General features: G+C 67.2%; 22 protein-coding genes and 1 pseudogene. 21 read left to right on the forward strand and 2 right to left on the reverse strand.

Annotated features, from left to right (window positions below; all coding sequences use genetic code 11):
- From VFT73_RS11135 to leuD, 7 genes are all read left to right on the forward strand, one after another.
- A partial coding sequence (locus VFT73_RS11135; RefSeq protein ID WP_326410997.1) for a CoA transferase subunit A occupies positions 1 to 601 on the forward strand: 601 nt, incomplete at its 5' end.
- A 218-nt stretch (positions 602 to 819) separates the two neighbouring features.
- On the forward strand, positions 820 to 1,539 hold the full coding sequence (locus tag VFT73_RS11140; protein WP_326410999.1) for an HAD family acid phosphatase: 720 nt from the start codon (positions 820 to 822) through the stop codon (positions 1,537 to 1,539).
- Entirely contained in the window at positions 1,539 to 2,174 is a 636-nt protein-coding gene (locus VFT73_RS11145) for a CoA transferase subunit B (protein WP_326411001.1), read from the forward strand. The genes VFT73_RS11140 and VFT73_RS11145 overlap by 1 nt, the downstream gene beginning before the upstream one ends.
- An 84-nt stretch (positions 2,175 to 2,258) precedes the next feature.
- Entirely contained in the window at positions 2,259 to 2,993 is a 735-nt protein-coding gene (locus VFT73_RS11150; protein WP_326411003.1) for a hypothetical protein, read from the forward strand.
- A gap of 101 nt (positions 2,994 to 3,094) precedes the next feature.
- Positions 3,095 to 4,411, forward strand: a complete 1,317-nt coding sequence (locus VFT73_RS11155) for a serine hydrolase domain-containing protein (RefSeq protein ID WP_326411005.1) — start codon at positions 3,095 to 3,097, stop codon at positions 4,409 to 4,411.
- A 48-nt stretch (positions 4,412 to 4,459) separates the two neighbouring features.
- On the forward strand, positions 4,460 to 5,893 hold the full coding sequence (gene leuC / locus VFT73_RS11160) for a 3-isopropylmalate dehydratase large subunit (RefSeq protein WP_326411007.1): 1,434 nt from the start codon (positions 4,460 to 4,462) through the stop codon (positions 5,891 to 5,893).
- Positions 5,894 to 6,019: 126 nt separating this feature from the next.
- Positions 6,020 to 6,598 (forward strand): 3-isopropylmalate dehydratase small subunit, encoded by a 579-nt coding sequence (leuD, locus tag VFT73_RS11165; RefSeq protein WP_326411009.1) that lies wholly within the window; start codon positions 6,020 to 6,022, stop codon positions 6,596 to 6,598.
- A 150-nt stretch (positions 6,599 to 6,748) separates the two neighbouring features.
- Here leuD and VFT73_RS11170 read toward each other — a convergent pair whose 3' ends face one another.
- On the reverse strand, positions 6,749 to 7,129 hold the full coding sequence (locus tag VFT73_RS11170; protein WP_326411011.1) for a hypothetical protein: 381 nt from the start codon (positions 7,127 to 7,129) through the stop codon (positions 6,749 to 6,751).
- A gap of 89 nt (positions 7,130 to 7,218) precedes the next feature.
- Between VFT73_RS11170 and VFT73_RS11175 the strand changes: the two genes are divergently transcribed.
- The 5 genes from VFT73_RS11175 (at position 7,219) to VFT73_RS11195 (ending at position 9,889) form a co-directional block, all read left to right on the forward strand.
- Positions 7,219 to 8,220: an NADPH:quinone oxidoreductase family protein gene (locus VFT73_RS11175; RefSeq protein WP_326411013.1), complete on the forward strand. Its 1,002-nt coding sequence runs from the start codon at positions 7,219 to 7,221 to the stop codon at positions 8,218 to 8,220.
- 57 nt (positions 8,221 to 8,277) lie between these two features.
- Positions 8,278 to 8,604 (forward strand): DUF1476 domain-containing protein, encoded by a 327-nt coding sequence (locus VFT73_RS11180; RefSeq protein ID WP_326411015.1) that lies wholly within the window; start codon positions 8,278 to 8,280, stop codon positions 8,602 to 8,604.
- A gap of 1 nt (position 8,605) precedes the next feature.
- On the forward strand, positions 8,606 to 8,848 hold the full coding sequence (locus VFT73_RS11185) for a BolA family transcriptional regulator (RefSeq protein WP_326411017.1): 243 nt from the start codon (positions 8,606 to 8,608) through the stop codon (positions 8,846 to 8,848).
- A gap of 1 nt (position 8,849) precedes the next feature.
- The gene (grxD, locus tag VFT73_RS11190; protein WP_326411019.1) at positions 8,850 to 9,182 is read left to right on the forward strand and encodes a Grx4 family monothiol glutaredoxin; all 333 of its coding nucleotides are present in this window, start codon (positions 8,850 to 8,852) and stop codon (positions 9,180 to 9,182) included.
- A 77-nt stretch (positions 9,183 to 9,259) separates the two neighbouring features.
- Positions 9,260 to 9,889 (forward strand): hypothetical protein, encoded by a 630-nt coding sequence (locus VFT73_RS11195; protein WP_326411021.1) that lies wholly within the window; start codon positions 9,260 to 9,262, stop codon positions 9,887 to 9,889.
- Positions 9,890 to 10,187: 298 nt separating this feature from the next.
- Here the strand turns inward: VFT73_RS11195 and VFT73_RS11200 are convergent, their stop codons facing one another.
- Entirely contained in the window at positions 10,188 to 11,588 is a 1,401-nt protein-coding gene (locus VFT73_RS11200) for a S41 family peptidase (protein WP_326411024.1), read from the reverse strand.
- Between the two features lie 99 nt (positions 11,589 to 11,687).
- Between VFT73_RS11200 and VFT73_RS11205 the strand changes: the two genes are divergently transcribed.
- From VFT73_RS11205 to VFT73_RS11245, 9 genes and pseudogenes are all read left to right on the forward strand, one after another.
- Entirely contained in the window at positions 11,688 to 12,056 is a 369-nt protein-coding gene (locus VFT73_RS11205) for a BlaI/MecI/CopY family transcriptional regulator (protein WP_326411027.1), read from the forward strand.
- The gene (locus tag VFT73_RS11210) at positions 12,053 to 13,627 is read left to right on the forward strand and encodes a M56 family metallopeptidase (RefSeq protein ID WP_326411030.1); all 1,575 of its coding nucleotides are present in this window, start codon (positions 12,053 to 12,055) and stop codon (positions 13,625 to 13,627) included. Before VFT73_RS11205 ends, VFT73_RS11210 begins: the two co-directional genes overlap by 4 nt.
- 46 nt (positions 13,628 to 13,673) lie before the next feature.
- Entirely contained in the window at positions 13,674 to 14,531 is an 858-nt protein-coding gene (locus VFT73_RS11215) for an MBL fold metallo-hydrolase (protein ID WP_326411032.1), read from the forward strand.
- Positions 14,528 to 15,205 (forward strand): DUF4230 domain-containing protein, encoded by a 678-nt coding sequence (locus VFT73_RS11220; RefSeq protein WP_326411035.1) that lies wholly within the window; start codon positions 14,528 to 14,530, stop codon positions 15,203 to 15,205. Before VFT73_RS11215 ends, VFT73_RS11220 begins: the two co-directional genes overlap by 4 nt.
- 67 nt (positions 15,206 to 15,272) lie before the next feature.
- Positions 15,273 to 16,283, forward strand: a complete 1,011-nt coding sequence (gene nadA / locus VFT73_RS11225) for a quinolinate synthase NadA (RefSeq protein WP_326411037.1) — start codon at positions 15,273 to 15,275, stop codon at positions 16,281 to 16,283.
- Complete coding sequence (locus tag VFT73_RS11230; protein WP_326411039.1) at positions 16,283 to 16,714, forward strand: YybH family protein; 432 nt, start codon at positions 16,283 to 16,285, stop codon at positions 16,712 to 16,714. The genes nadA and VFT73_RS11230 overlap by 1 nt, the downstream gene beginning before the upstream one ends.
- Entirely contained in the window at positions 16,714 to 17,097 is a 384-nt protein-coding gene (locus VFT73_RS11235; protein WP_326411041.1) for a hypothetical protein, read from the forward strand. Before VFT73_RS11230 ends, VFT73_RS11235 begins: the two co-directional genes overlap by 1 nt.
- A 72-nt stretch (positions 17,098 to 17,169) precedes the next feature.
- Entirely contained in the window at positions 17,170 to 19,275 is a 2,106-nt protein-coding gene (locus VFT73_RS11240; protein WP_326411043.1) for a prolyl oligopeptidase family serine peptidase, read from the forward strand.
- Positions 19,272 to 19,438 (forward strand): annotated as a pseudogene (locus VFT73_RS11245) (nicotinate-nucleotide diphosphorylase (carboxylating)); the annotation flags it as partial. The gene VFT73_RS11240 and the pseudogene VFT73_RS11245, both read left to right, overlap by 4 nt.

Consider the following 19,438-nt stretch of genomic DNA (forward strand, 5'->3'; position numbering starts at 1 on the left):
GATCGACGCGATCCGCGAGTCGGGGGTCAAGAACCTGACGATCGCTTCGAACAACGCCGGGATCGATAACGAAGGCTTGGGCAAGCTGCTGCGCAGCCGCCAGGTCAAGAAGATGATCTCCTCCTATGTCGGCGAGAACAAGGAGTTCGAGCGCCAGTATCTGGCCGGCGAGCTGGAGGTCGAGTTCTGCCCGCAGGGCACGCTCGCCGAACGCTGCCGCGCGGGCGGAGCGGGCATTCCCGGCTTCTATACCAGGACCGGGGTCGGCACTCTCGTGGCCGAAGGCAAGGAGCATAAGGAGTTCGACGGAGAGACCTACATCCTCGAACGCGGCATCCGCGCCGACCTGTCGATCATCAAGGGCTGGAAAGCGGACGAGATGGGCAATCTCGTCTTCCGCAAGACCGCGCGCAACTTCAACCAGCCGATGGCGACGGCGGGCAAGGTCTGCGTCGCCGAGGTCGAGGAAATCGTGCCGGTGGGCAGCCTCGATCCCGATTGCGTCCACGTGCCCGGCATCTTCATCAAGCGCCTGATCCTCGGCGCACCGTACGAAAAGAAGATCGAATTCCGCACCACGCGGCAGCGCGAGGCCGCGTGAGAGGGAGGCATGCCGTGTGTTCCTGCGAAAGCAGGAGCCCAGTCGAACGCCGGATCTGGGCTCCTGCTTTCGCAGGAACACTGCTGGCCCTCGGGGGATGCGCCACAACTACTGCGCCCCAAGCGGAAGCTGCTCCGCGGCTATCCGCGGCCGCCGATATCGCGAAGGAACGGATCAAGCCGTACCAGTATCTCTACGGCTCCGGCGAAGGCGCGGCGATGGCGCTGACCTCGATGCACGCGCTTGTCGCCTATGCCGCCGACAAGGCTGCGCATCGGCCGGCGAACAGCGTCGTGCTGGCGCCGGGAAGCGCGCTGACCCACGCGACGTTCGTGCCGTGCGGCGACAAGCCGATGGCCGTCATCTTCGACGCCGACGAGACGTTGATCTGGAACCTTGGATTCGAGGCGCGAGCGGCGGGCGGGGAGCCGTTCGATCCGGCGCGGTGGGCACGCTGGGAACAGACGGGCCAGAAAGCGATCGTCGCCGTGCCGGGCGCGGTCCATGTCGTCACCGCCCTCCGCAAGGCCGGCGTCACGCCGGTCGTCAACTCGAATCGCAGCGCCGTAAACGCGGACGCGACGGCTGCAGCGCTGAAGGCCGCCGGGCTGGGCGACTTCGTTCACGGCGAGACCTTGTTCCTTCAAGGCGACGATGGGCCGGGCTCGGGCAAAGACGGCCGGCGGGCGCGGATCGCCGCCCGATATTGCGTGATCGCGATGGCGGGCGACCAGCTCGGCGATTTCTCGGATGTGTTCGGCACGCTCTCCGTCACGCAGCGGCATGCCCTGGCGGTTCACGGCTCTGCCGCCGGACTATGGGGCAAGGGTTGGTTCGTGCTGCCCAATCCGGTCTACGGCGCCGCCCTGAAAGGCGGCTTCGACGATGTGTTTCCTGCCGACAAACGCTGGGCCGACCCGGCCGAGGAGAAGAAGTAATGCCCTGGGATCGTAACCAAATGGCCGCGCGGGCGGCGCGGGAGTTGCAGGACGGGTTCTATGTGAACCTGGGGATCGGGATTCCGACGCTGGTTGCCAACAATATCCCGGAAGGGATGACCGTCACGCTGCAGAGCGAGAACGGGATGCTCGGGATCGGACCATTTCCGTATGACGACGAGGTCGATCCGGACCTGATCAACGCCGGCAAGCAGACCGTCAGCGAGCTGCCGCAGACCGTCTATTTCGGCTCCGAGCAGAGCTTCGGCATGATCCGCGGCGGCCATATCGACCTGGCGGTGCTGGGTGCGATGGAGATTTCGGAAGTCGGCGACATCGCCAACTGGATGATTCCGGGCAAGATGATCAAGGGCATGGGCGGCGCGATGGACCTGGTCGCCGGCGTCAAGCGGATCATCGTCGTGATGGAGCATACGTCGAAGAACGGCGATCCGAAGTTCATCCCCGAATGCACGCTGCCGCTGACCGGCAAGAACGTGGTCGACATGATCGTCACCGACCTGGCGGTGTTCCAGCGTCCCGACCACCAGTCTCCGTTCAGGCTGATCGAGCTCGCCCCCGGCGTCACCGCTGACGAAGTCAAGGCCAAGACGAGCGCCCATTACGTCGCATGATGTGTTAGCCTCGTCTCAGGGGAGGTGAGTTCGCGCCGCATCCGTGCTTGCGGCAGTCTTGCTCACATCTTGGGAGGGGCTGGCATGGCGACCCGGGCAGTCGCGCCGCGTGTTGCGGCAGAGCGGCAATTCTATTTCTGGATGGCGGCGGCGATCCTGGCGACGATCTTCGCAGGCTTTGCGCCGAGCTTCTATCTGCGCGGCATTGTGCCTGCCTATCATCCGTATCTGCCGATGACCTGGCTGGTCGCGCTGCACGGGCTGATCTTCAGCTGCTGGGCATTGCTGTTCATGACGCAAGTCGGGCTGGCATCTGCCGGCCGCACCGACCTCCACCGCCGGCTCGGCCTGGCCGGCTTCGGGATGGTGGTCGCGATGGCCGTCGTCGGCACGTTCGCCGCGCTTTACGGTGTCGCCCGCCACTCCGGGCCGCCCGATCTTTCGCCGCTATCCTGGCTGGCGGTGCCGCTGCTGGACGTGCCGGTGTTCGTCTCGCTGATCACACTGGGCCTCGTCAATCGCCGCAAGCCGCAGGTGCACAAGCGTTTCATGCTGGTGTCGATGGTCGGATTGCTTCCGCCCTCGCTCGGCCGGCTGCCCTGGCCGGAAGCGATGCCGTTCCCGCTGATCATCATCGGCGGCCAGCTGCTTTTCCTGATCCCGCTGGCGTTGTGGGACCTGAACAGCCGCGGGCGCCTGCACTGGGTGACGATGACGGGCGCGGGCGTTCTGGTCGGCTCATGGCTGTTCCGCCTCGCGATCTGGCAGACGCCCTGGTGGCTCGCCTTTGCCGGCTGGATCTCGGCGCCCTTCGCCTGAGTTCCCGGCTCAACCGCCAAAACCTTTCGCTTCGTCGTGAAAACGACGGCTAAAAGCTTGTCGTTAAGGTCAATCTCTGATTCCTCTGCCATATAGGGGCAATGGAACAGGGTCGCGCGGACGTGGTGAAAAAGATCGGTAAGAGCATTGGGAAGCGGCCGAAGGCCGCCGCGATCGGCGGCGGGATTGCCGGCCTGGTGTCGCTGCTTGCGATCGCACCCAGCCTGATCGCCGCCCGCGCGCCTGCTCAGGTGCCGCAGCCGGTCTATACCGGCGCCAGCTCACCGCTGGTTTCGTCCACCGTCCGCGCGCCCAACAAGATCAACTATGAGCGGCTCGACCAGCGGCTGCGCATCGCCGCGTCGAAGTCGGACGTGGTCGGGATGGCCGTCGCGGTGATCGAGAATGGCCAGATCACGTTCGTCCAGGGCTACGGCACGACAACCGCGGGCGGCTCGGACCCGGTGACCCCGAACACGGTGTTCCGCTGGGCCTCGCTGTCGAAAGGCGTCGCGGCGACCATGGTCGGCCTGCTCGCCGACGAAGGCAAATTGGCGCTCGACGAGCCGGTCGCCAAGTTCAACACCTCGCTGCGGCTGCCGGCGAACGGCGAGCAGCTGGCGACGGTCGCGGACATCCTGTCGCACCGCGTCGGCCTGCCGCACAACTCCAACGACAACAAGCTGGAGGCCGGCGCCGATCCGAAGGTGCTGCGCGCTTCGCTCGCCGACGTCGACGCGATCTGTCCGCCGGATACCTGCCACAGCTACCAGAACATCGCGTTCGACACGACCAGCGAGATCGTTCAGCGCGTCACCGGCGTGCCCTACACCGAGGAAGTGCGCCGTCGCATCTTCGCTCCGCTCGGCATGCAGAATGCGAGCCTCACGCGCGCCGGGCTGATGTCGGCGCGCAGTTGGGCGCGCCCGCATATCGGCCGCCGCACGGTCGAGGTGAACGACAATTACTACCGCATTCCGGCGGCCGGCGGGGTCAACTCCTCGATCATGGACCTGGCGCTGTGGATGCGGGCGCAGATGGGTCTCGCCCCGCAGGTGGTGCCGGAACGCGTGCTCGACACCATTCACAAAGCGCGGGTGAACACCGAACGGCGCAACACGACCTTCTCGCGCGTGATGGGTCCGTCCAGATATGCGCTGGGCTGGCGCGACTACACTTATGAGGGTCATTCGCTGATCGGGCACCAGGGCGCGGTGATGGGCTATCGCTCGACGATCCTGTTCGATCCGGCGACCAAGTCGGGCGTCGCGGTGCTGTGGAATTCGCAGAGCACGCGCCCCTCGGGCGTGCAGCTCGAAGTGCTCGAGATGCTTTACGACCAGCCGCGCAACGACTGGCTTAAGATCGACAGCCCGGCCGGCGGTCCGATCAGCGCCGAGGATATCGCCGCGCAATAATTGCGTGGTGAGCTCGACTTCACGCAATTATCTGTTAGGCGACCGCGCATGGCCCACCGCCCGCGCACTCTGTACGAAAAAATCTGGGACGCCCATGTCGTCGAGCGCCGCGCCGACGGCACCTGCCTGATCTATATCGATCGGCATCTGGTCCACGAAGTGACCAGTCCGCAGGCGTTCGAGGCGCTGCGGCTCGGCGGACGCAAGGTGCGCCGGCCGGACCTGACGCTCGCCGTTCCCGACCATAACCTGCCGACCACGCCCCGGCTGGATGCCGAGGGGCGGCGGGTGCCGATCGCCGATCCCGAAAGCGCCGCGCAGCTGGCCGCCCTGGAAGCGAACGCACCAGCGTTCGGCATCCGCTATATCGGCCCGACCGACGCGGAACAGGGCATTGTCCATGTGGTGGGGCCGGAACAGGGCTTCACGCTTCCGGGCTGCACGCTGGTCTGCGGCGACAGCCACACCGCCGCGCACGGCGCGCTCGGCGCGCTCGCCTTCGGCATCGGCACCAGCGAGGTCGAGCATGTGCTGGCGACGCAGACTTTGCTGCTGAAGCAGTCGAAGTCGATGAACATCCGCATCGAAGGCGTGCTCGGCTTCGGCGTTACGCCCAAGGACCTGATCCTGCACATCATCGGCCGGATCGGCGCCGCCGGCGGCACCGGCTATGTCATCGAATATTCGGGTTCGACGATCCGCGACATGTCAGTCGAGGGGCGGTTGACCGTCTCCAACATGTCGATCGAGGCGGGCGCGCGCGCCGGCCTGATCGCCCCCGACGACAAGACCTTCGCCTATCTCGAAGGCCGGCCGATGGCGCCTAAGGGCGAGGCGTGGGAACAGGCTGTCGCCTGGTGGCGGACGCTGCCGAGCGATCCCGGCGCCGTCTTCGACCGGGTGGTCGAGATCGACGCAGCCGCGGTCGCGCCGACCGTCACCTGGGGCACCAGCCCGGAGGACGTCGTGCCGGTCTCCGGCGCGGTGCCGGACCCTGACAGCTTTGCCGAGCCGGCCCGCCGCGAGGCTGCGCAGAAATCGCTCGCCTATATGGGCCTCGTGCCCGGCCAGCGGATGCAGGACGTCGCGGTCGAGAACATTTTCATCGGCAGCTGCACCAACAGCCGGATCGAGGATCTGCGCGCCGCCGCCGCGGTGCTGAACGGCCGCCGCCGCGCCGACGGCGTCCGCCAGGCGCTGGTCGTGCCCGGCTCCGGCCTCGTCAAGCGGCAGGCGGAAGCCGAGGGTCTTGACCGAATCTTCATCGAAGCGGGGTTTGAATGGCGCGAGCCCGGCTGCTCCGCCTGCCTGGGGATGAACCCGGACAAGGTGCCGCCGGGCGAGCGCTGCGCATCGACGTCCAACCGCAATTTCGTCGGGCGGCAGGGGCCGGGCGCGCGGACGCATCTGGTGTCGCCGGCGATGGCGGCAGCGGCGGCGGTGACGGGGCACCTGACGGACGTGCGCGAGTTGATGCGTTGAGTGGGTTCAACCGGGGAACGGAACAATGAAGAAGGCAATCTTCCTTCTGGTCGCAGGTGCATTGCTGAGCGGAGTCGCGGCGTTCGCCGTCAGCGCGCAGCCCGAGCCGGTGGCCGTGGGGGCGCAGTGACGCCGGTCGCGACGATCGAAGGTCGGGCGATTCCGTTCGGGCGCGCGAACGTCGATACCGACGTGATCATCCCTGCCAAATGGCTGAAGACGATCAGCCGCCAGGGCCTCGGCCGCGGCGCGTTCGAGACCGTCCGAGCGGAGTCCGGCAATGTGTTCGACGATCCCGCTTACGCCGGCGCGCCGATCCTGATCGCGGGCGAGAATTTCGGCTGCGGCTCCAGCCGCGAGCACGCGGCTTGGGCGCTCGCCGATCTCGGCATCCGCGCAGTGATCGCGCCCAGCTTTTCCGACATCTTCTCCGGCAACGCGTTCAAGAATGGCATCCTCGCGGTCGAGCTGCCCCGCGCCGCAATCGACCGGCTGATGGAAGTCGCGCGGACCGATCCGGTCGCGATCGACCTGGAGCACCAGACCGTCACGACCCGTTTCCAGGACCGCTTCACGTTCGAGATCGACCCGTTCCGCAAGCATTGCCTGCTCGAAGGCCTGGACGAAGTCGGCCTGACGCTGGCGATGGCGCCGCAGATCGCCGCTTACGAAAAGCGGCGCCAAATCGAGATGCCCTGGTTCTAGGGCGCGCATTCATTTCTGTCCAAAGGCAGCGGGACCCCGGATCAAATCCGGGGTGACGACAGTCAGATAATCCCGGCTTGGAACCCCATTCGTTTCGAGCGAAGTCGAGAAACGCGCCTCGCTTCTCGACCGCGGTCAAAGCGAACGGATTCAGACGGACGGCTTCAGCGCCTTGTACCCGAACACGCACAGCACGATCAGCATCGCTTCGACGATCATCGGCAGCACGGCGCCTGCGAAGAAGCCATTGACCAGCAGGTTCAGCAGCCGTCCCGCAATCGCGACCGCGTAGAGCGCACCGGGGACGAGCAGAGCGGCGCCGCGCTGCCTCCATGCGGCATAGAACGCCCAGGCCGCCCCGATCAGGAAAAAGCTCGACATGTCGGCGCGCAGCGTCGCCTCGCCCGCAGCCCCGATCGGCTGCACGAAGAACGCGGCCGCCGCATCCGGCGTCTTCACGAAGAACCACAATCCCAGCGCCAGCCCGAACAGCCCCACCAGCGCCGCGGCCAGTCTCGCCAATCCCGTCATGATCTGCCCCTCCCGCGCCGATCGTAACGCTCTGGACAAGCCCCGTCACCCCGGCGAAAGCTGACGGGAACGAGAGGAGACGAAACGGCATGGAGGCCCTGTTGTCGCGCGCGCCCGGCGGACCGGAGACGCTGGAGCTGGCCGAGGTTCCCGAACCGGTCGCAGGCAAGGGCGAGCTGCTGGTCCGCATCCATTATTGCGCGATCAACTATCCCGACGTGCTGGTGATCGAGGACAAATATCAGTTCAAGCCGCCGCGGCCGTTCGCGCCGGGCAGCGAAGTCTCGGGCGTGGTCGAGGCGGTGGGCGAGGGCGTCGAAGGCTGGCAGGTCGGCGACCGGCTGCTGGCGCTGACCGCCTCCTCCGGCGGGCTGGCCGAGAAAGTCGCGGTCGCCGCCAACCGCGCCTTCAAGGTGCCGGAAGGGCTGCCGCTGAAGGAAGCCTCGGCGTTGCTGATGACCTATGCGACGACGATCCACGGCCTGCTCGACCGTGGCCATCTGCAGGCCGGGCAGACCTTGCTGGTGCTGGGTGCGGCAGGCGGCGTGGGCCTTTCGGCAGTCGAGCTCGGCAAGGCGTTCGGCGCGCGCGTGATCGCCGCGGTCTCGTCGGCGGAAAAGGCGTATGTCGCCAAGGCCTGCGGCGCCGACGACGTGCTGATCTACGAGCGCGCGCCGTTCGACAAGGAACAGTCGAAGGCGCTCGCCGACGCGTTCAAGACCAAGGTCGGGCCGGAAGGCGCGCATGTGATCTACGATCCGGTCGGCGGCGACTATGCCGAGCCGGCGCTGCGCTCGATCGCATGGGAAGGCCGCTATCTGGTCGTCGGCTTCCCCGCCGGCATCCCGCGCCTGCCGCTGAATCTGACGCTGCTGAAGAGCTGCGACGTCTGCGGCGTTTTCTGGGGTGCGTTCACGATGCGCGAGCCGAAGCGGCACCAGGAGCATGTGCAGACGCTGTTCCGCCTCTGGCAGGACGGCAGGATCGCGCCCCGCGTCTCGGAGGTCTATCCGCTCGAAAAAGGCGGGCAGGCCATCGCCAAGCTCGCCAACCGCGGCGCCGTCGGCAAGCTGGTCGTGGAGATCGGCTGAGGCGTTGCGCCGCCGCCCGGCCCTCCTTATCTCAATCCCGAAACGAGAGGACATTGCATGACGACGTTCGACGATCGCGAGCGGGCATTCGAAGCGAAGTTCGCGCGCGACGAGGAGATGATGTTCCGCATCACCGCGCGCCGTAATCGCCTGCTCGGCCAATGGGCCGCGGAGCATATGGGCCTCAACCCTGCCGAGACCGATGCTTACGCCAAGGCCGTCGTCCAGGCCGATTTCGAGGAAGCGGGCGACGAGGACATCATTCGCAAATTGCTGGGCGACCTGACCGCAGCCGGCGTCGACATCGACGAAGCGAGCGTGCGCAAGGCGATCGAGCAGCAGACGATCGAGGCGCGGCGCCAGCTGATCGAGGCGCAGCGCTGACATGCCGATGCCCGCGCAAGAGATCGAGCAGATGATCCAGGCGGCGATTCCCGACGCCCAGGTGCAGATCACCGATCTGGCCGGCGACGGCGATCACTATGCGGCGCGCGTCGTGTCCGAAAGTTTCCGCGGCGTCTCGCGCGTCGAGCGCACCCGCCGCGTCTATGCCGCATTGGGCGGCCGCATGGGGGGCGAGCTGCACGCCCTGCAGTTGACCACCGACGTGCCCGCAGGAGTTGAGTAGAATGACCGACGAATCCCAGGCCCGCATCCAGGAGCTGGTCTCCGGCAACGACGTGCTGCTGTTCATGAAGGGCACGCCGCTCTTCCCCCAATGCGGCTTTTCCAGCCGCGCGGTCGCGATCCTCGACCGGTTGGGCGTCGACTATGAAAGCGTCGACGTGCTGCAGGACCAGGGAATCCGCCAGGGCATCAAGGCGTTCAGCGACTGGCCGACCATTCCCCAGCTCTATGTGAAGGGCGAGTTCGTCGGCGGCTCCGACATCATGATGGAAATGTACGAGAACGGTGAGCTGGCCGAACTGATGAACGACAAGGGCGTCGCCAAGGTCGGCTGACATCCGTGTCCGACTGCTGATTTTGTCCGGATTTGGGACTACAATAGCTGCGGAGTGAGTCGTTTCAGGGGGAAGCGATGAACGAAGCAGCGCTGGCAAAGCCCAAACGCAACAAACCCCGCGGCAAAGAGCCGCAAACCTGGTGGCAATGGCTTCTTGTCTATCCGGCGCTGGTCATCGCCTTGATCACCGCCGTGCCGAATTGGGTCGAGAAATATAGATCTGCCCGGCTCGGCCTGAACGGCAAGACTGTGGCAGAGGCCGAGCAGCAGAACGATTTGTGGAAGCGCAACCTTGCCTGTGCGAGCGCTCCCTTCAGCTGGTACTCCAATCCCAGCAATGTGAAGGTCGACGCCACAATCTGCGATTCCGGCGACATTCTGGTGCGCGCATCGACTCCGTCCAATGGGCAGTTCTTCAAATGGGTGCCGATCGACGATGTCGTGGCGCAGAAGACGCAGGTCGCTTCCCTGATCGAAAGCGCAGCCCGTGCAGCGGCGGCGCGAGGCCCGATCTCCCGCCCGGATCGCCCCGGCGGCGTGCAGCTGGCGCAGATGAATGCGCAGGTCATCTGTCAGAAATTCCTCAATCCGCGCTATCTGCTGCGCCGCGTTCAGACGCCCCAGGGGTGCTTCGATGAAGTGATCGACACCTACAATGGCGCAGCCGTGCAGCGGACGCCGGCGCCTTGTACCCCGCAATGCTGACCGGACGGCCCGGCCGATGAAACGGCCTGCTGCGGCAGCTCTCGCCCTTGCCCTGCTCCTGGCAGGCGGCCCCGCCGTATCACAGGATCGGCAGTTGCCGCCCGTCCCACCGCCCGCGGAAGCTACGCCGCCGCCTCCCGAGGCGCCGAGTCCATCGCGAACTGAAACCCGCAAGGCTTTGTCACCCTACGTCCCGGTGCTGACCGAGCACGAGAAAAGATGCCGAAAGGAAAAGGGGTGCCCGATGAGCGGACCGTGCCCGCCCTGCCCGCGGCAGTGATCGGGAAGCCGGCGACGGTTACTTTGCGATCGCCGATGCCCTCGCGATCGCCTCCGGCAGCTCCGCTTCGATCAGGCGCGCCTTGAAGGCGGCGCCGTCGTCGAAGCGCAGCCCGACGACGACGTCCGGCACGATCCCGTTCACTTCGTTCGATCCGTCACGGCGGAAGCGGACGCAGTCGGGTACTTCCAGCACGGCCTTGCTGTTGGCGAGCGTCGTCGGCGTGCCGCCATTGGTGTGGCCGCAGCCGGCGCCGCCGGTCCGCGCGCCCAGGATCACGGCAGCGCCGTTGTCCTGCAGCATTGCCGCGAATTCCTCGGCGGCCGACCAGGTCTCCTGATCCACCAGCACGACCAGTGGCCCATCCCATACGCCGTCGTGATAGCCATATTGGGCCGGCGTGAAGACGTGGACGGCCCACGGCTTGCCGGCGAACTTTGCTGCCGGTGCGGCGCCGACCAGCCCGGTGGCATAGCCGGCGCGGCCCAGCCTTGGGCAGGCGCCATCGCTGCAATCGCGCTCCGCCTCCGCAGCCGCCACCTCGGCCTCTGCGATCCAGCCGGAGAGCGCGGCCTTGTCGGCGCCGGCTGCGCTCTTTCGCGCCTCCGTCAGCGCCGTCGCGACGTCACGCCATTGCGTCGCCCAATGCTCGCCCCGCACGAAGCCGAGTTCGGCCGACCGGAGCGGCTTGCGGCTGAGGACGCGCGCCGCGGCTTCCGCCCATTCCGATCCGCCGCTGTTGCCGCTGATATCGACCAGCAGTGTCTGCGCGCCTGCCTGCTTCAGCTCGCGCAGTCGCTGCTCGAACGCCGCCGTCATCAGTTCATAGGCGCGGGTGATCAGCCGGTCGGAGCAGGCGTCGTCGCATTCCGCACCTTCGGCGATCGATAGATCCCGCGCCGCCTGCTCGCATAGCGCCGGATATCCCTGCGGCATGAAGATCCCGACGCGGATCACGCCGACGCGCGTGCCGCCGACGTCCAGCATGCCGGTGGGAAAAATGTCGTCGGAAAGGCTGCGATAGCCGGCCAGATGCCGCGCCGTGCCTTCGCGCAGATAGGCGGCATTGTAGCCCATGCGCTGACAGAGTGGGGCTGGCCGGGGAGAGGCCTCGGCCCTGGCTGGGGCAGGAGCCGGCCAGCGGACGGCGACATGGCCATCGTGGAAGCGCTCGAACAGCCGCTCGAATGCGCGCCGCGCTTCCCCATCGCTGTTCGCCGCCTCCAGCCGCTCCCTGGTGCGCGTGAAGGCAGCGTCAAGATCGAAGCCACGGTCATGGGTCAGCCAGCCGAGATTGGCGTATTTCGCGTCGAGCGCTTGCCGCGCCTGTGCGAGGTCGGCCAGCCAGGGGGCGGGATCGAGCGCATGCGCCGGTGCGGCTGCGGCAACGCACAGCGGAAGCAGGAGGAACGGCTTCATCACGGCTGCGTAACCGTATCGGTCGCCGCTTTCAATTCACGCGCCGTTCAGCTAAACGATGACACCTGTAGTCGTAATAACGAACAAAGGGCCTGGGGAATGGCTGAACGGATCAGTGAGGCCGAGCATGCGGTGATGGAGGTGCTCTGGGAAGAGCAGCCTCTGACGGCCGCCGAAGTCGCCGAGCGCGCGAGCCCGGAACGGGGCTGGAGCGTGCACACCGTGAAAACCTTGCTCTCCCGGCTGCTCGCCAAGGGCGCCATCAGCCATGAGGCCGATGGCCGCCGCTTCCTCTATCGCCCCGCGATCGAACGCGAGGCCTATGTCGGCCGCGAATCGGAAAAGCTGCTGGACCGGCTGTTCGGCGGCCGCGTCACGCCGCTGATCGCGCACCTGGCCGAGCGGCGCTCGCTTTCGCCTGAGGACATTGCCGAACTGGAAGCTCTCCTGAAGGAGCTGAAGCCATGATCAGCTGGGCCATCGAGACGCTTGTTGCCAGCACCTTGCTGATGCTGGTCGTGCTTGCCGTGCGCCGGCCGGTCGCGCGCCACTTCGGGCCGCACATCGCCTATGGCCTGTGGCTGCTGCCGGCGCTCCGCATGCTGCTGCCGCCGCTGCCGGAAACGGTCACGCCCGCGCCGCTCCACGTGCTTCCGGCCAATGTCGAGGCTTTGCTTGCCGCCGCGGCCATGCTGCACACCGATACGGGCGTCGCGGCGGTCGAGGCGCCGTCGATCAATTGGCTGCTGCTGTTCGGCTGTGCCTGGGCGGCCGGCGCGCTCGCCTTTCTCGGCTGGCACATCTGGACCTATCGCCGCTTCGTCCGCACTGCGCTCGAAGACGCGACGCAGCTGCCGCGCTTCGACCGCGGCGGGATCGAGGTCTGCGCCAGCCCCGCCGCGCGCGGTCCGTTCGCGGCCGGCATCTTCCTCAAGACGGTCGTGCTGCCCGAGGATTATCGCCGCCGCTATGAGCGCGACGAGCTGCGCCTCGCTATCGAGCACGAAGTGCAGCACCATCGCCGCTGCGACATGTCCGCCAATTTCGCTGCGCTGGTCGTGCTGGCGCTGCACTGGTGGAATCCGATCGCGCATTTCGCGCACCGCGCCTTCCGCGTCGATCAGGAGCTTGCCTGCGACGCGCTGGTGCTTGCGCAGGCAACACCGTTCGAGCGCCATGCCTATGGTTCGGCGCTGCTGAAATCCGCCTGCGACCGCCTGCCGGTGGCCGCATGCGCTCTTGGGGCCGGGGATGACCTCAAGAGGAGACTGACGATGATGAAGATCTATCGGTGGAATGCCAGCCGCGCCCGGCTCGGCAGCATGATCGCGACCGGCCTGGTCGGCGGCGGGCTGCTGCTGACCGCGTCGAACGGCATCGCCGCCGAGACGACCAAGCGCGTCGAGCAGAAGGTCCGCACGATGCTGCCGGTCGCGGCTCCCGAAACGCCGCCCGAGCCGCCTGCGCCGCCGCCGGCTCCGCGCGCGCCGCTGCCGCCCGAGGCTCCGGCCGCTCCGGAAGCACCGCTGCCTCCGCCCGCGATCCCGGCCATGCCCGCCGTGCCTGCCATTCCTGCGTCGTTCGTCTCGATCGGCTGGTCGGGCGGCGATCAGGACCGGATGCTCGACCCTGACGAAATCCGCGAAATCCAGGAGTCGGCGCGCGAGGCGCAGCGCGAGGCGCTTGCCGCCGCCCGCGAGGCGCAGGCCGATGCCATGGAAGCAGCCCGCGAAGCCGCCGCAGAAGCGCGCGAAGCCGCTCGCGAAGCCGCGCGCGTCCATCCGGTCGTCGTCACCCAGAATTGCCCGAAGGGCACGCCGTTCATGGCGAAGGTCAGCGATGACGGTCACACGCGCGTCCTTTGCGGCGCCTATTCGCCGGTCGATCGGGCGAAGCTGCGCAAGCAGATCATCGCATCCCTTGAGCAGACCCGCGCGTCGCTGGCCGCTTCGCTCAACGACGAATGGGCCCGCCGCACGCGCGAAGAAGCCCTCGCCGGCATCGACCGCGAAATCGCCCGGCTGAGGGCGGAGAAGTAATCGCCGGACCCTTGTCAAAGCCGGCGGGTGCCCCCATCGCTTTTGCATGGATAACCCGCCGGTCGGACAGGTCGTCGAACTCGAGCCGCTGGTGCGCCGCGTGCTCGCCGGCAATGCCGGGCCGTTCACCTATACCGGCACCGAGACCTATATCGTCGGGAGAGGCGAGGTCGCGATCATCGATCCCGGTCCTGATGATCCCGCGCACATCCGCGCGCTGCTGGATGCCGTTGCCGGCGAGAAGGTGGCGGCGATCCTCTGCACGCACACCCACCGCGACCACAGCCCCGCTGCGCCGGCGGTGAAGGCGGCGACCGGGGCCCCGATCATGGGGTGCGCGCCGCTGGTGCTGGAAGATCTGGGACCGCGCGCCGACGCATCCTTCGACGACAGCTACGCGCCCGATCATGTGATGCAGGACGGCGAACGGGTGCGGGGTCCCGGCTGGACGCTCGAAGCGGTGGCGACGCCAGGCCACACCTCGAACCATCTCTGTTTCGCGCTGAACGAAACCGGAGCCCTGTTCTCGGGCGATCATGTGATGGGCTGGTCGACCACCGTCGTCTCGCCGCCCGACGGCGACATGGCCGCCTATATGGCGAGTCTCGACAGGCTGCTCGCCCGTCGCGACCGCGTCTATTATCCGGCGCACGGCGACCCGGTCGCCGATCCGCAGCGCTTCGTGCGCGGCCTTGCGGGGCACCGCAAGCAGCGCGAGGGCCAGATCATGCGCCTCCTCCGCGAAGGCGTCGGCGCGATCCCGGCGATGGTCGAGCGCATGTATGTCGGGCTCGACCCGCGGCTGCACGGCGCCGCCGGCCGTTCGGTACTCGCGCACCTGATCGACCTCAGCGACCGCGGCATCGTGCGGCAGGATGGCGACGCCTGGAGCCTCGCCGCGTGACGCGCGAGCTGCGAAGCGCCCTGATCGGCGGGCTCGTTGCGCTGGCGCTGCTGTTCGCCGGCTTCTTCGTGCTGAAAAGCTACCTGACCTCCAGGTTCGCACCCGATCCGGAGACGATCGTTTCGTCGACGCTGAGCGGCATGCGCGAACAGAATCGGCTGACATCGTTCATCGCCAGCTATGTCGCGGTGGTGACGTCGGAGCAGAGCAGGTTGGGTCTGACCGCTAAGAAGACGCTGATCATGCCGGGCACCGTCCGTTACGAGGTCGACATGGGCAAGCTTGGCCCGCAGAGCCTCAGCTGGGACGAAGCGGTGAAGACGCTGACCGTGACGCTTCCGCCGATCGAGATTGCCGGGCCGCAGGTCGATCTGAACGCGATCCGCGAATATGACGGCGGCGGCCTGTTGATGCGCCTCACCAATGCCGAGCAGCGGCTGGACGACGCCAACCGCGAGGCCGCGCAGGCCGAGCTGCTCCGTCAGGCAAAGGCGCCGACGCCGATGCGCATCGCCCGGGAGGCGACGCGCCGTGCGGTCGAACGCAATTTCGCCCTGCCGTTGCGTGCCGCCGGCCTCGAGACGCGCGTGATCGTCCGTTTTCCGGACGAAGGCCGTTCGGCCGAACAGATGGACCGCTCGACCCCGCTGAACGAGGTCGTTCCCGCGCATTGAGACGGCTGGTTTTGGCGCGCGCTCATCCCTATCTCGGTCTAGTCTGAAACTGGAGTATTGGACGGCAATGGACGCGCGTGGCGGAATCGGCGGAATCCTGACCGGCCTGGATTTGCGGGCCGAGATCGACCGGCTGCGCAAGGAGCGCAACGCCGTCATCCTCGCCCATTATTATCAAAAGCCGGAGCTGCAGGACCTCGCCGATTTCGTCGGCGACAGCCTGGAGCTCAGCCGCAAGGCGCAGGAGACCGATGCCGACGTGATCGCCTTCTGCGGCGTCCGCTTCATGGCGGAGACCGCGAAGATCCTGTCGCCCGACAAGATCGTCGTGCTGCCGGACATGGACGCGGGCTGCAGCCTCGAGGACAGCTGCCCGCCCGAGCGCTTCGCGGCGTTCCGGGCCGAGCACCCCGACCATATCGCGCTGACCTACATCAACTGCTCGGCGGCGGTGAAGGCGCTCAGCGACGTCATTGTGACGTCGTCGTCCGCCGAAAAGATCCTGATGCAGATCCCGAAGGATCAGAAGATCATCTTTGGCCCGGACCGCAATCTCGGCGGCTATCTGGCGCGCAAGACCGGCCGTGACATGCTGCTCTGGCCGGGCGTCTGCATCGTCCATGAGGCGTTTTCCGAGACCGAGCTGCTGAAACTTCGCGCCGAGCATCCCGACGCGCCGATCCTCGCGCACCCGGAGTGCCCGCCGCATTTGCTCGACCATGCCGATTTCGTCGGCTCGACCAGCGCGATCCTGGAGCATGCGAAGAAGTCGCCCGCGATGACGGTGATCGTCGCGACCGAGCCGCACATCATCCACCAGATGCAGAAGGCGGTACCGGAGAAGCAGTTCATCGGCGCGCCCGGCGCGGACGGCAACTGCAACTGCAACATCTGCCCCTATATGGCGCTCAACACGATGGAAAAGCTCTACGTCGCGCTGCGCGACCTGGAGCCGCGCATCGAGCTGGACGAGGAGCTTCGCCTCAAGGCCAAGACAAGCCTCGACCGGATGCTGGCGATGGCGAGCGGCACCGTCGGCATGGGCGATCTGGGCCCGGTCCGCGTTACCGGCGACTGATGCTGCTCGCGATCCTTGCCGCGGCTGCCGTCGCGCCGGCCGATCCGGTCGCTTCCGCCTCGCCCGCGATCGACCGCGCCAATTCCTCGTGGGTGTCGGACGTTCGCGCCGGCAATGCCGAGGGGCTCACCGAAGCCTATGCCGACGACGCGCTGTTCGTCCTGCCCGACGGCAAGACGATCCGGGGCCGCGCGGCCATTCGCGACTTCTACGCCGCCCGATCAGCCAGCAGGGCCAGCATTTTGGGCGGCGAGCTCCACAGCCTCGGCCGGACGGCGGTGCGCCCGGACCTCGTCCTCGAATGGGGCGAGGGGAGCCTCCGCGTCCGCGCGGCCGACGGCTCTGTCAACACGCGCGGCGGTCCTTACATGACGGTATGGCAGCGCCAGCAGGACGGCGTCTGGCGGATCGTGCGCAACTTGGTGTTCTGATGAAGCGCGCGGTCGTTCCACTGCTGCTGGGTGCCGCCTGGGCGGGTGCCGCCGCCGCGCAGACACCGCTCTGTGTCTGGAACGGCACCAGCCTCAGCTGCCCCAACCAGGCCGCGCCCTCCGGCTCGCTCACGCCCGGCGCCCAACTCGGTGCCCTCCCGAGTCCGCAGCAGCGTCTCGCCGAACTCCAGGCCCAGGCCGATTTCGATCGCGCCCTGATCGCGGCCCGTGTTGCTCAGGATGCTGAGCGGGTGAGGGTCCTCGAACGCGCCGATACTCTGGTAACGTCGGGAAGCTGCGCCGACGCCGAAACGCTGGTGCGCGAAAAAGCCCCTGCCGAGCTCCCCGCCATCACCTCCCGCTGCGCAGCGCCGCGCAAATAGGCGCGGACTGCGCGGGTGACAGACAGCGCCACCGCCTCTAACGTCGCCGCGTTTTCAGCCGGGAGGATTGCCTTGTATCGCGCGCTGCTGCCCCTTGCCTCGCTTCTTGTTGCCGCCGCTCCGGCGCCTGCCGACGATCCCTATCTGTGGCTCGAGGAGATCGAAGGGCCCAAGGCGCTCGCGCAGGTCAAGGAATGGAACGGGCAGACCGAGGCACAGCTGACCGCCATGCCCGGCTATGAGGAATATCGCGCGCGCGCCAAGGCGATCCTGGACGATGAGCAGCAGATCGCGCTGCCCGAGGACGTGCAGGGCGATATGGTCACGAATCTGTGGCGCGACGCGAAGAACCCGCGCGGCCTGTGGCGCGTGTCGCCGCTCGCCGCCTATCGCGCCGGCAAGCCCGAGTGGCGGACGCTGATCGACGTCGACGCCTTGGGCAAGCAGGAGGGCAAGAGTTGGGTGTGGCACGGCGCCAACTGCCTCGCCCCCGACTACAAGACCTGCCTCGTCTCGTTGAGCCCCGGCGGCACCGATGCCGATGTCGTGCGCGAATTCGATCCCGTTTCGGGCAAGTTCCTCGCCTCGGGCTTCACGCTTCCGCAAGCGAAGAGCAACGTCGCCTGGGCCGATGCAGACACCTTGCTGGTCGCGACCGATTACGGTCCGGATTCGCTCACCACGTCCGGCTATCCGCGGGTCGTGAAGCTGTGGAAGCGCGGCACGAAGCTGGCCGACGCGCCGACGCTGCTGACCGGCGAGACGACGGACGTGTCGGTTTCGCCCTTCTCCGTGCGGGACGGCGACACGCGCTGGAGCTTCGTCGTGCGCGGCAAGAGCTTCTGGACGCGCGACACCTATCTGCTCGCACCGTCCGGCAAGCTGGTGAAGCTGCCGCTGCCCGACGATGCCGATTTTCAGGACGTGATCGGCGGCCGCATGGTTGCGCTGCTGAACAGTCCGCTCACCGCCGGCGGGCAGACCTTCCCCGCCGGTGCGCTGGTCGCCTGGCCGCTCGCGGACATGGCCGCGGGCAAGTCGCCTGCACCCGAGCTGGTGATGGCGCCGACCGAGAGCCAGGCGATCGAGGAGGTCGCCGCTTCCGACAACATACTGTGGGTCAAGGCGTTGGACGACGTGTCGGGCCAGCTGTTCGCGCTCCGGCGCGGCGCCGACGGACGCTGGACCAGCGCGCGCATCCCTCTCGCGCGCAATAACAGCGTCCATCTCGTCGAGACCTCGGGCAAGTCCGATCTCGCCTTCGTGACAGTCGAGGGCATGCTGACGCCGCCCTCGCTCTACGCGGTGACGCCATCGGCCGCGCCGCAGCTGGTGCAGAGCCTCCCGCCCAAGTTCGACGCGAGCAAATTCACCGTCGAGCAGCGTTTCGCCACGTCCGCGGACGGCACCCGCATCCCCTATTTCCTGGTCCGCAAGAAGGGGGTGGCCGGTCCCGTCCCGGCGCTGATCCACTCCTATGGCGGCTTCAAGGCCGCGCAGACGCCGACCTATCTGACCGGGCAGCCCTACCGCGCCGGCCCGCTCGCCCTGTTCTGGGTCGAGGAAGGCAATGCCTATGTGCTCGCGAACCTGCGCGGCGGCGGGGAGTATGGGCCGCGCTGGCACGAAGCGGCGGTCAAGGAGCACCACCAGCGCGTGTTCGACGATCTGCAGGCCGTGGCCGAGGACCTGGTCAGGACCGGCGTCAGCAGCAAAGGCAGGATCGCGATCTCCGGCCGCTCGAACGGCGGCGTCACGGTCGGTGCCGCAGTCAACCAGCATCCCGAGCTTTACGGCGCCGTCATTTCCGGCTCACCGCTCGGCGACATGAAGCGCTATTCGCACCTGCTCGCCGGCGCCTCGTGGATGGATGAGTATGGCGACCCCGACAAGCCCGAGGAATGGGCGTATCTGTCCAAATACTCGCCCTATCAGAACATCCGTCCCGGCGTGAAATACCCGCCGGTCTTCTTCTACAACTCGACCAAGGATGATCGCGTCCATCCCGGCCACGCCCGCAAGATGGCTGCCCGGCTGAAGGAATATGGCAACCCGGTCTATTATCACGAATATATGGAGGGCGGCCACTCGGTCGGTGCCGATCATGCGGAGGACGCGAAGCGCGCCGCGCTGCTGATCGAGTTCCTGAACCGCGTGCTGCCGGCCGAGGGCCGATGACCTTCGCGCTGCCCGGCTTCGACCTCGACGGTTTCGTCCGCGCCGCTTTCGCCGAGGATCTGGGGCAGGGCGGGGACGTCACGTCCGAAGCGGTGATCCCGGCCGATGCGCGGTTCCAGGGCGTGATGGACAGCCGCGACGCGATCACCGTCGCCGGGCTGGG

Origin of the sequence: Sphingomonas sp., assembly GCF_035758555.1 — a bacterium.
Taxonomy (GTDB): Bacteria; Pseudomonadota; Alphaproteobacteria; order Sphingomonadales; family Sphingomonadaceae; genus Sphingomonas_B.

Bases quoted from the DNA above. Each gene is read 5' to 3' on its own strand.
- VFT73_RS11140 (WP_326410999.1), top strand. From the start codon at position 820: ATGGCGCTGACCTCGATGCACGCGCTTGTCGCCTATGCCGCCGACAAG.
- VFT73_RS11145 (WP_326411001.1), top strand. From the start codon at position 1,539: ATGCCCTGGGATCGTAACCAAATGGCCGCGCGGGCGGCGCGGGAGTTG.
- VFT73_RS11150 (WP_326411003.1), top strand. From the start codon at position 2,259: ATGGCGACCCGGGCAGTCGCGCCGCGTGTTGCGGCAGAGCGGCAATTC.
- VFT73_RS11155 (WP_326411005.1), top strand. From the start codon at position 3,095: ATGGAACAGGGTCGCGCGGACGTGGTGAAAAAGATCGGTAAGAGCATT.
- leuC (WP_326411007.1), top strand. From the start codon at position 4,460: ATGGCCCACCGCCCGCGCACTCTGTACGAAAAAATCTGGGACGCCCAT.
- VFT73_RS11170 (WP_326411011.1), bottom strand. From the start codon at position 7,129: ATGACGGGATTGGCGAGACTGGCCGCGGCGCTGGTGGGGCTGTTCGGG.
- VFT73_RS11175 (WP_326411013.1), top strand. From the start codon at position 7,219: ATGGAGGCCCTGTTGTCGCGCGCGCCCGGCGGACCGGAGACGCTGGAG.
- VFT73_RS11180 (WP_326411015.1), top strand. From the start codon at position 8,278: ATGACGACGTTCGACGATCGCGAGCGGGCATTCGAAGCGAAGTTCGCG.
- VFT73_RS11185 (WP_326411017.1), top strand. From the start codon at position 8,606: ATGCCGATGCCCGCGCAAGAGATCGAGCAGATGATCCAGGCGGCGATT.
- grxD (WP_326411019.1), top strand. From the start codon at position 8,850: ATGACCGACGAATCCCAGGCCCGCATCCAGGAGCTGGTCTCCGGCAAC.
- VFT73_RS11195 (WP_326411021.1), top strand. From the start codon at position 9,260: ATGAACGAAGCAGCGCTGGCAAAGCCCAAACGCAACAAACCCCGCGGC.
- VFT73_RS11200 (WP_326411024.1), bottom strand. From the start codon at position 11,588: ATGAAGCCGTTCCTCCTGCTTCCGCTGTGCGTTGCCGCAGCCGCACCG.
- VFT73_RS11205 (WP_326411027.1), top strand. From the start codon at position 11,688: ATGGCTGAACGGATCAGTGAGGCCGAGCATGCGGTGATGGAGGTGCTC.
- VFT73_RS11210 (WP_326411030.1), top strand. From the start codon at position 12,053: ATGATCAGCTGGGCCATCGAGACGCTTGTTGCCAGCACCTTGCTGATG.
- VFT73_RS11215 (WP_326411032.1), top strand. From the start codon at position 13,674: ATGGATAACCCGCCGGTCGGACAGGTCGTCGAACTCGAGCCGCTGGTG.
- nadA (WP_326411037.1), top strand. From the start codon at position 15,273: ATGGACGCGCGTGGCGGAATCGGCGGAATCCTGACCGGCCTGGATTTG.
- VFT73_RS11230 (WP_326411039.1), top strand. From the start codon at position 16,283: ATGCTGCTCGCGATCCTTGCCGCGGCTGCCGTCGCGCCGGCCGATCCG.
- VFT73_RS11235 (WP_326411041.1), top strand. From the start codon at position 16,714: ATGAAGCGCGCGGTCGTTCCACTGCTGCTGGGTGCCGCCTGGGCGGGT.